This is a genomic window from Caulobacter sp. Root1472 (genome assembly GCF_001426985.1).
Classification (GTDB): domain Bacteria; phylum Pseudomonadota; class Alphaproteobacteria; order Caulobacterales; family Caulobacteraceae; genus Caulobacter; species Caulobacter rhizosphaerae.
In genome coordinates this window covers 80,370-93,663 of the sequence record NZ_LMFX01000001.1, presented here as the reverse complement: position 1 = coordinate 93,663, position 13,294 = coordinate 80,370, and the positions used below count along the sequence as shown (strand labels likewise).

18 protein-coding genes and 3 tRNA genes are annotated in these 13,294 nt (G+C 68.6%); 4 read left to right on the top strand and 17 right to left on the bottom strand.

Going from position 1 to position 13,294, the window contains the following annotated elements; genetic code table 11:
• Genes ASD47_RS00420 through ASD47_RS00380 form a run of 9 tightly spaced genes read right to left on the bottom strand, consistent with a single transcriptional unit; the run spans position 1 to position 4,624 of the window.
• Positions 1-267 carry a hypothetical protein gene (locus ASD47_RS00420; RefSeq protein WP_056750037.1) on the bottom strand — a complete coding sequence of 89 codons (267 nt, stop codon included), beginning with the start codon at positions 265-267 and terminating at the stop codon, positions 1-3.
• Positions 264-494, bottom strand: a complete 231-nt coding sequence (locus ASD47_RS00415; RefSeq protein ID WP_028037637.1) for a hypothetical protein — start codon at positions 492-494, stop codon at positions 264-266. Before ASD47_RS00415 ends, ASD47_RS00420 begins: the two co-directional genes overlap by 4 nt.
• The gene (locus ASD47_RS00410) at positions 491-736 is read right to left on the bottom strand and encodes a hypothetical protein (RefSeq protein ID WP_056750035.1); all 246 of its coding nucleotides are present in this window, start codon (positions 734-736) and stop codon (positions 491-493) included. Before ASD47_RS00410 ends, ASD47_RS00415 begins: the two co-directional genes overlap by 4 nt.
• Positions 736-1,422: an NADH-quinone oxidoreductase subunit NuoE gene (gene nuoE, locus ASD47_RS00405; protein ID WP_056750032.1), complete on the bottom strand. Its 687-nt coding sequence runs from the start codon at positions 1,420-1,422 to the stop codon at positions 736-738. Before nuoE ends, ASD47_RS00410 begins: the two co-directional genes overlap by 1 nt.
• The gene (locus tag ASD47_RS00400) at positions 1,419-1,751 is read right to left on the bottom strand and encodes a nuclear transport factor 2 family protein (protein ID WP_056751473.1); all 333 of its coding nucleotides are present in this window, start codon (positions 1,749-1,751) and stop codon (positions 1,419-1,421) included. The genes nuoE and ASD47_RS00400 overlap by 4 nt, the downstream gene beginning before the upstream one ends.
• An 11-nt stretch (positions 1,752-1,762) precedes the next feature.
• The gene (locus ASD47_RS00395) at positions 1,763-3,016 is read right to left on the bottom strand and encodes an NADH-quinone oxidoreductase subunit D (RefSeq protein ID WP_056750030.1); all 1,254 of its coding nucleotides are present in this window, start codon (positions 3,014-3,016) and stop codon (positions 1,763-1,765) included.
• Positions 3,017-3,021: 5 nt separating this feature from the next.
• Entirely contained in the window at positions 3,022-3,663 is a 642-nt protein-coding gene (locus tag ASD47_RS00390) for an NADH-quinone oxidoreductase subunit C (protein ID WP_056750027.1), read from the bottom strand.
• Positions 3,660-4,277 (bottom strand): NADH-quinone oxidoreductase subunit B family protein, encoded by a 618-nt coding sequence (locus ASD47_RS00385; protein WP_156402050.1) that lies wholly within the window; start codon positions 4,275-4,277, stop codon positions 3,660-3,662. The genes ASD47_RS00390 and ASD47_RS00385 overlap by 4 nt, the downstream gene beginning before the upstream one ends.
• Complete coding sequence (locus tag ASD47_RS00380; RefSeq protein WP_028037644.1) at positions 4,247-4,624, bottom strand: NADH-quinone oxidoreductase subunit A; 378 nt, start codon at positions 4,622-4,624, stop codon at positions 4,247-4,249. Before ASD47_RS00380 ends, ASD47_RS00385 begins: the two co-directional genes overlap by 31 nt.
• A gap of 198 nt (positions 4,625-4,822) precedes the next feature.
• Between ASD47_RS00380 and ASD47_RS00375 the strand changes: the two genes are divergently transcribed.
• Together ASD47_RS00375 and ASD47_RS00370 are read left to right on the top strand one after the other, a co-directional pair.
• Positions 4,823-4,899, top strand: a tRNA-Asp gene (locus ASD47_RS00375).
• 77 nt (positions 4,900-4,976) lie between these two features.
• A tRNA-Asp gene (locus ASD47_RS00370) sits at positions 4,977-5,053 on the top strand.
• 51 nt (positions 5,054-5,104) lie between these two features.
• On the opposite strand, the gene ASD47_RS00365 is transcribed toward ASD47_RS00370, so the two are convergent.
• Complete coding sequence (locus ASD47_RS00365; RefSeq protein ID WP_028037645.1) at positions 5,105-5,410, bottom strand: UBP-type zinc finger domain-containing protein; 306 nt, start codon at positions 5,408-5,410, stop codon at positions 5,105-5,107.
• 128 nt (positions 5,411-5,538) lie between these two features.
• Between ASD47_RS00365 and ASD47_RS00360 the strand changes: the two genes are divergently transcribed.
• Positions 5,539-6,555 carry an LLM class flavin-dependent oxidoreductase gene (locus tag ASD47_RS00360; RefSeq protein WP_056750021.1) on the top strand — a complete coding sequence of 339 codons (1,017 nt, stop codon included), beginning with the start codon at positions 5,539-5,541 and terminating at the stop codon, positions 6,553-6,555.
• Positions 6,556-6,561: 6 nt separating this feature from the next.
• Here ASD47_RS00360 and ASD47_RS00355 read toward each other — a convergent pair whose 3' ends face one another.
• Genes ASD47_RS00355 through ASD47_RS00350 form a run of 3 tightly spaced genes read right to left on the bottom strand, consistent with a single transcriptional unit; the run spans position 6,562 to position 8,959 of the window.
• Positions 6,562-7,794, bottom strand: a complete 1,233-nt coding sequence (locus ASD47_RS00355; RefSeq protein WP_156402049.1) for a glycosyltransferase family 1 protein — start codon at positions 7,792-7,794, stop codon at positions 6,562-6,564.
• 60 nt (positions 7,795-7,854) lie between these two features.
• Entirely contained in the window at positions 7,855-8,022 is a 168-nt protein-coding gene (locus ASD47_RS25930) for a hypothetical protein (protein ID WP_230983803.1), read from the bottom strand.
• A gap of 55 nt (positions 8,023-8,077) precedes the next feature.
• Positions 8,078-8,959, bottom strand: coding sequence for an SPFH domain-containing protein (locus ASD47_RS00350; protein WP_056750017.1), 882 nt, complete (start codon positions 8,957-8,959; stop codon positions 8,078-8,080).
• Between the two features lie 105 nt (positions 8,960-9,064).
• Here ASD47_RS00350 and ASD47_RS00345 point away from each other — a divergent pair, with 105 nt between their 5' ends.
• Entirely contained in the window at positions 9,065-10,318 is a 1,254-nt protein-coding gene (locus ASD47_RS00345) for a glycosyltransferase (protein WP_056750014.1), read from the top strand.
• On the opposite strand, the gene ASD47_RS00340 is transcribed toward ASD47_RS00345, so the two are convergent.
• The 4 genes from ASD47_RS00340 to ASD47_RS00325 form a co-directional block, all read right to left on the bottom strand.
• Entirely contained in the window at positions 10,315-11,421 is a 1,107-nt protein-coding gene (locus tag ASD47_RS00340) for a winged helix DNA-binding domain-containing protein (protein ID WP_056750005.1), read from the bottom strand. The two genes, ASD47_RS00345 and ASD47_RS00340, sit on opposite strands and share 4 nt — an antisense overlap.
• Positions 11,415-12,617, bottom strand: a complete 1,203-nt coding sequence (locus ASD47_RS00335; RefSeq protein WP_056750004.1) for an esterase-like activity of phytase family protein — start codon at positions 12,615-12,617, stop codon at positions 11,415-11,417. The genes ASD47_RS00340 and ASD47_RS00335 overlap by 7 nt, the downstream gene beginning before the upstream one ends.
• 68 nt (positions 12,618-12,685) lie before the next feature.
• Positions 12,686-12,760, bottom strand: a tRNA-Val gene (locus ASD47_RS00330).
• 145 nt (positions 12,761-12,905) lie between these two features.
• Positions 12,906-13,184 (bottom strand): HU family DNA-binding protein, encoded by a 279-nt coding sequence (locus ASD47_RS00325; RefSeq protein WP_007676465.1) that lies wholly within the window; start codon positions 13,182-13,184, stop codon positions 12,906-12,908.
• Between the last annotated feature and the right edge of the window lie 110 nt (positions 13,185-13,294).

Sequence of the window (13,294 nt, the reverse complement as noted above, 5' to 3'; positions counted from 1 at the left end):
TCAGCTTTGCGGATCGAATGGATGGGCGCGCACATAGCGCGTCCGACGAATGATGACATAGGCGAAAAGCGACCAGGCGGCGCCGATCACCAGGAAAGCGACCGGAACGGCCCAGGCGGGCGCGCCCTGGCCCATCCGGCCCCAGATCAGGAGCATCGCCCCGACCAGGGAGCCGACCAGGCCGGCGATGCGCTCGTTGCGGTAAAGACCCCGGATGGCCTTCACATAGGCCACGCGCTTGGCCAGGAGTTGGGGATCGTCGGTCACGACGCCTTGCCCTCCCCGTCCCGCTTGGCGGCCTTCATCCAGCCCAGGATGAACCAGATCTGCGCGCCCAGGCCGACGGCGATGGCGCCGATGAACACCGGCGCCAGCCAGCCGATGCCGGCCGCGACGTAGCCGATGACCGCCGCGCCGGCCAGCACGAAGCAGACCACGTCGATGGCGAACATCGTGGTCAGGCGCTTCTTCTGGATGGCGTCGGCGGGATTCATTCGACGATCTTCGGGTTGGACCTGGCGGCGGCCGCTCTCTCGGCCTTGATCCGTCCGGTGTAGCGCAGGATCACGAAAAGGATGGGCATGCCGCCCAGCAGGATGATCAGCACGAAGGGAAGTTCCTGATTGAACGTCAGGTACGTCCACACCCCAGCGCCCATGCACGCCCAGTTGAAGACGAGCGCGAGCTGGAAGGCTCTCGTCTTCACAAGGTTCGGCTGGGGCGAAAGCTGGTTCATCAGGCCGCCGGCTCCGTCTTCGGGGCCTTCTTCGGCTTTTCGGGCAGGTTCGGGATCTTGATCTTCTTGGCCAGCGAGCCGTCGTACAGCTTCGGATCGGTCAGGGTGTGGATCGCGCCCTTCGGTTCCGACGCGCCGCGGCCTTCGTAGCTGCCCGGCTGCGGCGACTTGCCGGCGGCGAAGTCGTCGAGGATCTGGGCCAGGCTCTCCGGCGTCAGGTCCTCGTAATAATAGTCGTTGATGGCGGCCATCGGCGCGTTGCAGCAGGCGCCCAGGCACTCAACCTCTTCCCAGCTGAACTTGCCGTCGGCCGAGACCGCGTGGGCCTCACCGATCTTGGCCTTCAGCACGGCCTTCAGGTCCAGCGCGCCGCGCAGCTGGCACGGCGTGGTGCCGCACAGCTGGACGAAGGCGACCTTGCCGACCGGCTGCAGCTGGAACATCACGTAGAAGGTGGCGACCTCCAGCACGCGGATGACCGGCATCGAAAGCTGGCGGGCGATCTCCTGGATCGCGGGCTCGGAAACCCAACCTTCCTGTTTCTGGGCCAGCCACAGCATCGGGATCACCGCCGACTGCTCGCGCTCGGCGGGGTACTTGGCTTTCCACCAGTCCGCCTTGGCCTGGCTCTCGGTCGAGAACGCAAAGCTGGCCGGCTGTTCCTTGGCGAGGCGACGAACGCTCATCGTGCGAAATCCACGCGGGCGATCTTGTCGCCCCTGAAGGTGTAGATGGCGGCGACCTGGAAGGGCGCGTCGCCGTTGCCGCGGTCGACGTGCTCGTGATCGATCACGTTCGCGCCCACCACGATGCGGTTGAGAAGCTTGGCCTTGTTGTTCGGGAACTGCGCGAACGCGGCCGCGTACCAGGCGCGATAGGCCTCGATGCCCGTGCGCGCCACCTCGCCGTTCAGGCCGGCGACTACGACGTCGTCGGTGAAATGCGCGCAGTGGGCGTCCAGGTCCTGGACGTTGTAGGCGTCGAGCTGGGCCTGGGCCACTTTTTCGAGGGCGATGGTTTCGAGACTCACCGATCCACCTCGCCGAACACGATGTCGAGCGAGCCCAGGATGGCCGAGACGTCGGCCAGCTGGTGGCCGCGGTTCATCCAGTCCATGGCCGCCAGGTGCGAGAAGCCGGGCGCCTTGATCTTGCAACGGTAGGGCTTGTTGGTGCCGTTGCTGACCACGTAGACGCCGAACTCACCTTTGGGCGCCTCGACGGCCGCATAGACCTCGCCTTCCGGCGTGCGGAAGCCTTCGGTGTAGAGCTTGAAGTGATGGATCAGGGCTTCCATCGACCGCTTCATCTCAGCCCGGCGCGGCGGGCTGACCTTGTTGTCCTCGGTCAGCACCGGGCCGGGCGTGGCGCGCAGCTTTTCGATGGCCTGAAGGATGATCTTGGTCGACTCGCGCATCTCCTGCATGCGGCACAGGTAGCGATCGTAGCAGTCGCCGTTCTTGCCCAGCGGGATGTCGAACTCGAACTCGTTGTAGCACTCGTAGGGCTGGTTGCGGCGCAGGTCCCAGGCGATGCCCGAACCGCGCACCATCACGCCCGAGAAGCCCCAGGCCAGGGCGTCTTCCTTGCTGACCACGCCGATGTCGACGTTGCGCTGCTTGAAGATGCGGTTGTCGGTGATCAGGCCCTCGATGTCGTCGCAGATCTTCGGGAAGGCTTTCGCCCACGTCTCGATGTCGTCGATCAGGGAGGGGGTCAGGTCCTGGTGGACGCCGCCCGGACGGAAATAGTTGGCGTGCAGGCGAGCGCCGCTGGCGCGCTCGTAGAACACCATCAGCTTCTCGCGCTCCTCGAAGCCCCAGAGCGGCGGCGTCAAGGCGCCGACGTCCATGGCCTGGGTCGTCACGTTCAGCAGGTGGTTCAGCACCCGGCCGATCTCGCAGAACAGCACGCGGATCAGGCTGCCGCGCCTGGGCACGTCCACGCCCAGCAGCTTCTCGATGGCCAGGCAGAACGCGTGTTCCTGGTTCATCGGCGCCACGTAGTCGAGGCGGTCGAAGTACGGGATGTTCTGGAGGTAGGTGCGCGCCTCCATCAGCTTCTCGGTGCCGCGATGCAGCAGGCCGATGTGCGGATCGACGCGCTCGACGATCTCGCCGTCGAGTTCCAGCACCAGGCGCAGCACGCCGTGCGCGGCCGGGTGCTGCGGGCCGAAGTTGATGTTGAACTTGCGCACCGGGGTTTCCGGCACGGCAGGCAGCGACGGCGGTGTCTCGTGGAAGAAGTCGGTCGCGGCGGCGGGGGAATTGGAACCAGTCATGACTCTTACGCGTCCCCTGCCCGCTTCTCGGCCTTCTCGTCGCCCGGCAGGGCGTACTTGGCGCCCTCCCACGGGGACAGGAAGTCGAAGGCGCGGAACTCGGTGATCTTCACGGGCTCGTAGACCACGCGCTTCAGCTCGTCGTCGTAGCGGACCTCGACATAGCCCGTCATCGGGAAGTCCTTCCGCAGCGGATGGCCGTGGAAGCCGTAGTCGGTCAGGATCCGCCGCAGGTCGGGGTGGCCGTCGAAGAAGATGCCGTACATGTCGAAGGCTTCGCGCTCGAACCAGTCGGCGACCGGGAACACCGGCGTGGCGCTGGGAACGGCGGTGTCCTCGTCGGTCTGGACCTTGAACCGCACGCGATGGTTCTTCACCAGCGACAGCAGGTGATAGACCACGTCGAACCGGCGCTCGCGCTCCGGATAGTCGACGCCCGTCAGGTCCACCAGCTGGTGGAAGCGGTAGTCGGGATGGTCGCGCAGATAGGTCAGGGCCTGGACCACGCGGTTGGACGGGCCCAGCAGGTTCAGTTCGCCGAACGCCACGTGGAACGCGGTGATCGCGCCGGCCGAGTTGGCGACGATCGCCTGGCCCAGGGCTTCCAGCGGCGACAGGACCGCTTCGGTGGTGACAACGTCGGTCATCGCTCGATCGTCCCCGTGCGACGGATCTTCTTCTGCAGCTGCAGCACGCCGTAGACCAGGGCCTCGGCGGTGGGCGGGCAGCCGGGAACATAGATGTCGATCGGCACGATCCGGTCGCAGCCGCGCACGACGCTGTAGCTGTAATAGTAGTAGCCGCCGCCGTTGGCGCAGCTGCCCATCGAGATGACGTAGCGCGGCTCGGGCATCTGGTCGTAGACCTTGCGCAGAGCCGGGGCCATCTTGTTGGTCAGGGTGCCGGCGACGATCATCACGTCCGACTGGCGCGGGCTGGCGCGCGGCGCGAAGCCGTAGCGCTCCAGGTCGTAGCGCGGCATGGCCGAGTGCATCATCTCGACGGCGCAGCAGGCCAGGCCGAAGGTCATCCACATCAGGCTGCCGGTGCGGGCCCAGGTGATCAGGTCGTCGGCGGCGGCCGTGACGAAGCCCTTGTCGGCCAGCTGGCCCGACAGGCCGTCGAAATAGGGGTCGTGCAGCTTGGGGTCATAGCCCTGCACCGTCGACCGCGCGGCCGAGCCCGCGGGAACGAGCGGGGAGCTGGGGGCCGCGCTGTTGGGGGGAACGATCACTCCCATTCGAGGGCGCCCTTCTTCCATTCGTAGATGAAGCCGACAGTCAGAACGCCCAGGAAGACCAGCATCGACCAGAAGGCGAAGGCGGCCACGTCGTGCGGCAGCTTCATCAGCGAAACGGCCCACGGGAACAGGAAGGCCACTTCCAGGTCGAAGATGATGAACAGGATCGAGACCAGGTAGAACCGGACGTCGAACTTCATGCGCGCGTCGTCGAAAGCGTTGAAGCCGCATTCGTAGGCGGACAGCTTTTCCGGGTCCGGCGCCTTGGGGGCGAGCACGGCGGCGGCGAGGATGAAGGCGATGCCGATGACCGCCGCGATCCCTAGGAAGATCACGATCGGCAGATACTGGAGAAGGAAGGCGTTCATGACAGCCCTTGGCTTGAATCGAGCGGGTTGTAGCTCAGTGTCGCCAGCGCTTCAAACGCCTCGGACACATTGAGAAACGGTCGCAACTGGCATTCACTCACAGCTTCCGCGACATGGCCGTTGACACGCCCATCGGCCCGACATATCAGACGCCCCTCGCCGCACGGCGGGTCGCACTTCGCTTCGGCGGAGCCTGATGCGGATGTAGCTCAGTTGGTTAGAGCGCCGGCCTGTCACGCCGGAGGTCGCGGGTTCAAGTCCCGTCATTCGCGCCACCTTCCCTGAAGTTGGCTGCTTCCCACCGCCAGGCAGTCTATGGAACGACCGCGCCGGACATTGGTTCGCGCCCGACGCGGATGTAGCTCAGTTGGTTAGAGCGCCGGCCTGTCACGCCGGAGGTCGCGGGTTCAAGTCCCGTCATTCGCGCCACTTCCCCTTCTCCTTGCAGTCCTCGCGGTCAGGCCATGGACTCGCCGCGCCTCAATAGAATCGCGGAATCGGTCCCGGGTGCGGAGTCGGCGCGTCGAATTCGAAGAACTCCTCGTCGACATAGCACCAGCCCCAGCCCTCGGGCGGGTCGTAGCCCTCGATGATCGGGTGGGCGGTGGCCTTGAAATGTTTGGTCGCATGCTTGTTTTTTGACTGGTCGCAGCAGCCGACATGCCCGCAGGTCCGGCACAGCCGCAGGTGCAGCCAGGAATCGCCCGTCTTCAGGCACTCCTCGCAGCCGGCCGTTCCGGGCGTCACATCCTGGATCTGGTCGAGATGGGTGCATTTCAACGCCATGACGGTCTCCGTTCCTGGTCGCCCTTCAGGCGAAATGATCCACGGCGATCCCTGCACAGATCCCGGCGGCCCGGCTAGAACGAACCGATCGTCTTGAGGTTCGCCTTCCGCGTTCCGATCTAGCGTGCATGTCGCACGCCCATCCCCTGCCCTTTTCCGTCCTCGACCTGGCCCCCGTCCCGCAAGGAACCACCGTCGGCCAGGCGCTTCAAAACAGCCTGGACCTGGCCCGCCATGCCGAACGGCTGGGCTATCACCGCTATTGGCTGGCCGAGCACCACAACATGCCGGGAATCGCCAGCGCCGCGACCGCCGTGGTCATCGGCCACGTGGCGGCCGGCACCTCGACCATCCGCGTCGGCTCGGGCGGGGTCATGCTGCCCAACCACGCGCCGCTGATGGTGGCCGAGGCGTTCGGCACCCTGGCGGCCCTCCATCCCGGCCGAATCGACCTGGGTCTGGGTCGCGCGCCGGGCACTGACCAGGCCACCATGCGGGCCCTGCGCCGTTACATGGGCGCGGTGGACAGCTTCGCTCAGGACGTCGTCGAGCTGCAGGGCTGGTTCCAGCCGGCCCAGCCCGGCCAGTCGGTGCGCGCCGTGCCGGGCGAGGGCCAGGACGTGCCGTTGTGGCTGCTCGGCTCCAGCACCTACAGCGCCCAGTTGGCCGCCGCCCTGGGCCTGCCATTCGCCTTCGCCGCCCATTTCGCGCCCGACCAGCTGATGGAGGCGATCGCCGTCTATCGGCGCACCTTCAAGCCGTCCGAAGCGCTGGCCCAGCCCTATGTCCTGGTCTGCATCGGGGTCTGCGCGGCCGACGGCGACGACGAGGCCCGCCGCCTGTTCACCTCAAGCCAACAGCAGTTCGTGGCCCTGCGGCGCGGCAATCCGGGCCTGTTGCCGCCGCCGGTGGACGACATCCGCGATGTGGCCTCGGACGCCGAGATCGCGGGACTGGACCACACCTTCCGCTATTCGGCGATCGGCGCGCCCGACACGGTCCGCGCCAAGATCCAGAAGGTGCTGGACCTCACCGGCGCCGACGAACTGATGGCCGCTTCGCAAATCCACGACCATGCGGCGCGGAAACGATCCTACGAGATCCTGGCTCAGGTGCGCGGCGCGCTGACGAAAGCGGCCGCTTAGGTCAGCCTAGGCCCATCCGACCAGCTCGGCCGCGGGTTCGGGCGCGTCTTCGAACGCGGTGCAGCCGGTGAGTCGACCATAGATCGCCGACAGCTTGCGGAAGACCGGGTCCCAGCCGTGCCGGTGCTCGGCGCGCTGGCGGGCGGCGCGGCCCAGGGCCGGAACGTCGCGCGCGAACACCGACTCGACCGCCTCGGCGAAGGCGCGGGCCTCCGACGCCGTGGCCAGGGCCCCGACCGTCTCGTCCACGGATTCGGCCACGCCGCCGGCCGCCACGCCGATCACCGGCAGGCCGCAGGCCATGGCCTCCAGCACGATCAGGCCGAACGGCTCGTTGTCGTTGGCGTGGACGAAGGCGTCGCAGCCGGCCAGCACCGCCGCCAGGCTCTGGGGATCACGCTGGTAGTCCATGCAGATCACCCGGTCGCTGGGCGGCGCGCCGGCGCCCGCCCCCACGAACAGCAGCACATAGGGGTCGCCCAGGCGCTCGACCGCCTCGACCAGCACGTCCAGCTTCTTCTCCTTGGCCGGACGGCCGGCGAACACCAGGATCCGATGGCGGCTGGTCAGGCCCAGACGGCGGCGCAGGGCTTCGCGATCGCCGCGACCAGGATTGAAGATGTCGGTGTCGACGCCCAGCGGCAGGCCGATGGCGTTCTTGACGCCCGCCTCGATCAGCCGGCCGGCGATGAACTGACTGGGGGCCACGGCCTGATCGAACTGGCGGTAGATCGCCGCCCAGCGCTTCTGCACCGGCTTTTCGGCCCATTCGCCGATGTGCAGCGCCGCCAGCGCGCCCAGGTCGGTGTGACAGAAACCCACCACAGGCACGCCCAGGGCGTCGCCCGCCTTCAGGGCCGCCAATCCGGGCGTGTACGGATCGCCGGCCTCGATGATGTCCGGCCGCTGACGAATCAGTCGCTCCATCCAGGCGTTCTTGACCACCGGCCAGCGATAGCCGTCGCCGAACGGCAGAGGCGCCGCATAGATCGAAACCCGTCCGTGCCCGTCGTGAGCATCCCGGGGGCCGGGCACCACGAGGGTGTGCCGAACCTGGGGCCGATTCGCCGCGATCCAGGCCCGCTTGGAGTTCAGATAGCGCCGAACCCCGCCGCTACGGGGCGCATAGAGCATCGTGGTGTCGACCAGCCTGACCGGCTTTCCGCCGGGCCGGACCGCCTTGAACAGGGGTTCTTCTGCCTCGTTGAACGCCGAGAGCCGATCAAACCTCAAATCCATCACGCCGGAACCTCGCTTGTCAGCCGCTCCCGCCGACACGGTCGCAGAGCCTTAAGACACTCACGGGGACGGAGGTTCCTCCGAAGCTGGAGCGGTGTCCAGCGCCCGCAACGCACCGCGCCGCGAGAGCGCTTCCCGCAGGAGCATTTCGACCTGGGCGTTGACGCTGCGCAGTTCGGCCGCCGCCAGGGTTTCGACGGCGGCCAGCACCTCGGGGCGTACGCGCATCAGGAACGCGCGGCGCCCGCCTTTCGACGCATCGGATGGAGACGCGGCCAACGGATCAGCCGTACAGCGTGCCGGTGTTGACCACGGGCTGGGCCTCGCGGTCGGCGCACAGCACCACCAGCAGGTTGGACACCATCGCCGCCTTGCGCTCATCGTCCAGGACGACGACGTCCCGCTCGCTGAGCTGCTGCAGCGCGTTCTCGACCATGCCGACCGCGCCGGCGACGATCGTGCGGCGGGCGGCCAGCACGGCCTCGGCCTGCTGGCGCTTGAGCATCGAACCGGCGATCTCGGGCGCGTAGGCCAGGTGCATCAGGTGCGTCTCGTCGATCGACACGCCGGCCACGGCGGTGCGCCCCCGCAGGTCCGTCCGCAGGCGCTCGCTTACATGGTCCGCGTCCGACCGCAGGGTCGGTTCGCCGCTGTCGTCGTGGTCGTAGGCGTAGTGCGAGGCCGTCTCGCGCAGCGCCGTCTCAATCTGGATGTGCACGAAGGCAGCATAGTCGTCGACGTCGAACAGGGCCTGGGCGGTGTCCGACACCCGCCAGACGATGTTGGCGGCGATCTCGACCGGGTTGCCGCGCTTGTCGTTGACCTTGAGGGTTTCGCTGGTGACGTTGCGCACCCGCAGGCTGATCTTCTTGCGGCCGTACCAGGGCAGCACCCAGCGCAGGCCGGTCCGCCGGTCGGTGCCGACATAGGTCCCGAACAGGGTGACGACATAGGCTTCGTTGGGCTGCAGCGCATAGAAGCCGCAGCTGGTCAGCAGGAAGAGCACGATCAGGACCGCGCCGCCGACCGGACCGGCGACGCCGCCCGTCGAGAAGGCCCAGACGGCGGCGGCGAGCATTACCGGAAGCAAGATCAGCGGCAGCCCGCCGCCGATTCCGCCATAGGCGCGTTCGGTCGAGCGATTGATGTTCGGCGCGTCGGACATGGAGTCCTCCAGGGTTGATTTCAAAGTGATATCACTTTGAGCGCTTATGGCAAGGCTCGTTCGGACCGCGTAGGCAGGCGATGCGAAGGCGGTCGAGGGTCCCTGATGGCGCGTTATCTGTTCACCACCTGGGAAGGCGGCGGCCACGTGCAGCCCATGCTGTCGGTCGCCCGCGACCTGGCGGCCCGCGGCCACGCCGTGCTGACGCTGAGCGACCCGTGCAACGCGCCCGACGCCGCCGCCCTGGGCGTGCCGTTCCGCGCCTGGACCACCGCGCCCTTCCAGACCAGCAAGACTCGCGACGACGACCGGCTGAAGGACTACGAGGCCGACAATCCGCTGGCCGTGATCCACCGCCTGCTTGAGCGGGTGATGGCCGGCCCCGCCCTCGCCTACGCCAACGACACCCTGGTGGCGATCGACGCTTTCGGGCCGGACGTGGTGGTGTCGCAGGAACTGCTGCTGGGCTCGATGGCCGCGGCGGAGGCCCGCGGCCTGCCTCTGGCCCTGCTGGCCGCCAACATCTGGTCGCTGCCGACGATGCCTGGCGCGCCGCCGTTCGGGGCCGGCATGCTGCCGGCGACCAGCGACGAGGAACGGGCCATGCACGCCATGGTTGGCCAGATGGGCCGAAGCTTCTTCCAGGCCGGCCTGCCCGACCTGAACGCCGCCCGGGCCGCTCTGGGTCTGCCGCCCCTGAGCGACCTGTTCGGACAACTCGACGTCGCCAAGGCCGTCCTCCTGGCGACCAGCAAGGCCTTCGACTTCGCCCCCGAGCCCCTGCCCGCCCCCTTCGTCCATGTGGGGCCCTACCTGGCCGATCCGGCCTGGGTCGAGCCGTTCCCGACGCCGTCCGGCGACGCGCCGCTGGTGGTGGTGTCGTTCTCCAGCCTCTACCAGGCGCAGGAGCCGGTGCTGCGCGCGATCCTCGCCGCCCTGGGCCGATTGCCGGTGCGCGGCGTGGTCACCACCGGCCCGACCATCGATCCGGCCGAGTTCGCGGCGCCGGACAATGTCGCCGTCGTTCGCAGCGCCTCGCACGGCGATCTGCTGAAGGGCGCGGCCCTGTTCGTCACCCATGCCGGCCATGGTTCGACCTTGAGGCCGCTGATGGCCGGGGTTCCGCTGCTGTGCCTGCCGATGGGTCGCGACCAGCACGACAACGCCGCCCGCGTCGCCCATCGCGGCGCCGGCCTGACCCTGCCGGCCGACGCCGGCCCCGACCAGATCGCCGCCGCCGTGCGTCGCCTGCTCGACGAGCCGGCGTTCAAGGCCGCCGCCGAGACCCTGGGCGCGGCGATCCGCGCCGACGAGGCCGCCCGCGACGCGGCCGCCGCGCTAGAGGCGCTGGCGGCCTAGGTCTCGGCGACCTCGATCCGGACTTCGCCGCCGGCGTGCTTGGCGGCGAAGACCAGCAGGCGCTCGCCCTCGTCCGCCAGGGCGGTGGCGACAGCCTTGGTCGGTTTGGCGAACAGGTCGACGTGGAGCACCGACGCCGTCTTGCCGTCCTCGATGCGCCACCGCCCGGCCGTGAAACCGTCGATCAGCACCGTCGCCCGCAGGATGCCGTTGGGCGTGTAGAGCCGGCGCTTGTGATCCGCCGACATGATCCGCGTCCGATCCTCGTGGGCCAGCAGCACGTTGTCGAACTCGCCGAGGAACCGCAGGGGCGTCTCGGCGTCGCCCGGCGGGCGCTCGGCGTGGGGGAGGTCGAACAGATCCACCCCGTCCTCACCTTGGAAAACCGCCAGGAGCGGGCGGAGCGACTCGAACGTGGGCGCCAGGCGACTGAGGCCCAGCCAGGTCTGGGCGTCGGCGACGCTGGCGGGCCCGAACGCCGCCAGGTAGCGCCGCACCAGGTCGGCCAAGGCCAAGCCGCGCTCGGGCGCGGCCAGCCGATCCTCCATCGCCGCCAGCGTCGGCTGGCCGCTCCGCCCCCATAGCCCGCGCGGCGGTAGTTGCAGCATCGGCAGGTGAATGCGGGCCGCCATGACCAAGGCCTGCGGATCGCGCCCCGGCCAGCGCGCAGCCAAGGCGTCGCGAAGCCCGGCGGTGGTCAGCGGCCCACGCCGAAGCAACTCGCGCGCCGCCGCGATGATCTCGGCCTGGTCCAGCCCGGCCAAGGCGCGGCCGCAAACGCCACCTTCGGTCAGGAACCGGTCCAGGCCACGCTGGATCAGCGGCCGGATCGCCGCGAAGTCCTCGGCGGCGGCGATGTGCAGTGTGCCGCGCATCAGCGTGCCGCGCGCCAAGCTGAAGCCTTCCAACAGTTCGGACAGGTCTTGCGGCGCGAAGGCCTGCAACCGGGTCCAGAGCGCGAAATACGGCGCCTGGGCGGCCTGGGCCTGCAGGGCGATCAGCCGCTCCAGCGCCTCCGGCACGGACAGGTCGGCGCGCCGCGACAGGTGCTGGCGCGCCAGCAGCGCCCGGTTCAGCGCCCGGCGGTCCAGGATCTTCACCATGGGGCTCCCCCTCCGCCCGTGACCTGCTCGCCGTCGGCGAGCGGGGCGGGGAAGCTGACCCTGAAGAACGCCGTCTCCCGGCCCTCGACCCCAAAGTCGTTGTCGGTGCTGAGCAGCAGGTCGCTGTCCGACAGCAGGACCAGGCCTTCCAGGTCGGCGTCGATCTGCGGCCAGTCATCGGTCGACAGCACCAGGGTCTTGGTCAGGACCGGCGCGTCCAGCGTCACGCGATAGAGCTTCGAGGTGCGGGAGATCCGCTCCAGGACCAGCAGTTGGTCGCCGCCCAGCGACACGGCCTCCGAGATCTTCAGGTCCTCCGGCCCCACCGGCCCGACCGCGGCGTCGCGGCGGAACGTCTCCGGCGCGTCAAACGGATAGAAATGTTCGGCAAGCGAGACGCCAGTCTGGGCGTCCAAGGTCCACAGGCGGGCGCGGCCACGCCCTTCGGCCGCGACCTCGTCCTCGGGCGCCAGCGGGCTCTGCAGGATCACGTGCAGCCGCGTCTCGTCCGGCGACAGGGCAATGGCTTCGAAGCCGCGGTTCAGACGCCGGCGGGCCGACAGGGCCGGCAGCACGTCCTCCACGCGATAGGCCGCGCCGAACAGGGCCGCGCCCTCGCCTTTCGAGACCCAGCGCGCCACGACCACGCCGTCGGCGCCCACGACCAGGATCGAGGGGCCGTATTCGTCGGCCACCCGGAAGGTGCCGTCGGCCAGGGCCACGACCCCCTCGGTGTCGCCGCCGGAAAGGCTGGGCGCCAGCGGGGCGCCCGACAGGTCGAAGGCGGGCTCCATCGCCGCCAGATCGCCGCCGGGTCCCGGTAGACCGTCGAAGGCCGCGCCCGTCGCGTCGCGCAGCGGCAGCACCTGGAGACAAACCACCTTGTCGGCCTCGACCCGAAGCTGGGCCAGCGTCGGCCCGATCGCCGGGTGCGGCATGATCTTGGCTCCTTCGAGCTCGGCCAGGCCTGACAGCGACGCCAGGCCGTGATCCTCGACCGCCGCCCCGACCTTGATGTTGGGACCACGATCCCCGATCGCCCAGACGACGCCCGGCGGATCGCAGGCTCGCCGGGCCAGGCCCGAGCCCAAGCCCAGGGTGATGCGCAGGGCCCCCTTGGGCGTCTCCACCTGGTCGAGAAGGCGGTCGGTCCAGACAAGGCGGGTGACGGTGATGTCGGCGGGTTCGGCGGCCATACCCGATCCGTGCGGGCGGCGATGGCGAAAGTCCTCGCCTGTCGAACCCTGGTTTGTCGCGCTGATGTTGGTGGGCGGTGAGGGGATCGAACCCCCGACCCTCTCGGTGTAAACGAGACGCTCTACCGCTGAGCTAACCGCCCCCAGGACCTTCAAGCCCGTCTGTGCGAGGCGGACGAAGCCAAGACGGACGGGGATGTGGGAGATACCCCGTCCGCTCGGAAATGTCCTGCATAGAAAAGGCGGGACGCCTGCGTGGCGGCCCGCCCTCGAAATCTGTTTACTGGATCAGCCGTTCAGCGTGGTCTTCAGACCTTCGCCGACCTGGAACCGGGCGGTCTTGGAGGCCGGACGATTGACGGTCTCGCCGGTGCGCGGGTTGCGCGCGGTGCCGGCGGCCCGGGCGACCGCCTTGAACGTGCCGAAGCCGACCAGGCGCACGTCCTCGCCCGATTTCAGCGAGGTGGTGACGGCGTCGATGAAAGCCTCGAGAGCGTCCTTAGCCTGGTTCTTGTTGATGCCCGCCTTTTCGGCGATCGCCGTGACGAGTTCGGCCTTTGTGGTCATGTTCTTCTCCCAGCATGAAAGCGGCGGCGCTGGCTACAGCTCACGCCGCTTCGCTCGACCGGGAGTATGCGGGGTTCAGACGGCCCGTCAAACGAAGGCGGCGCGGAAAT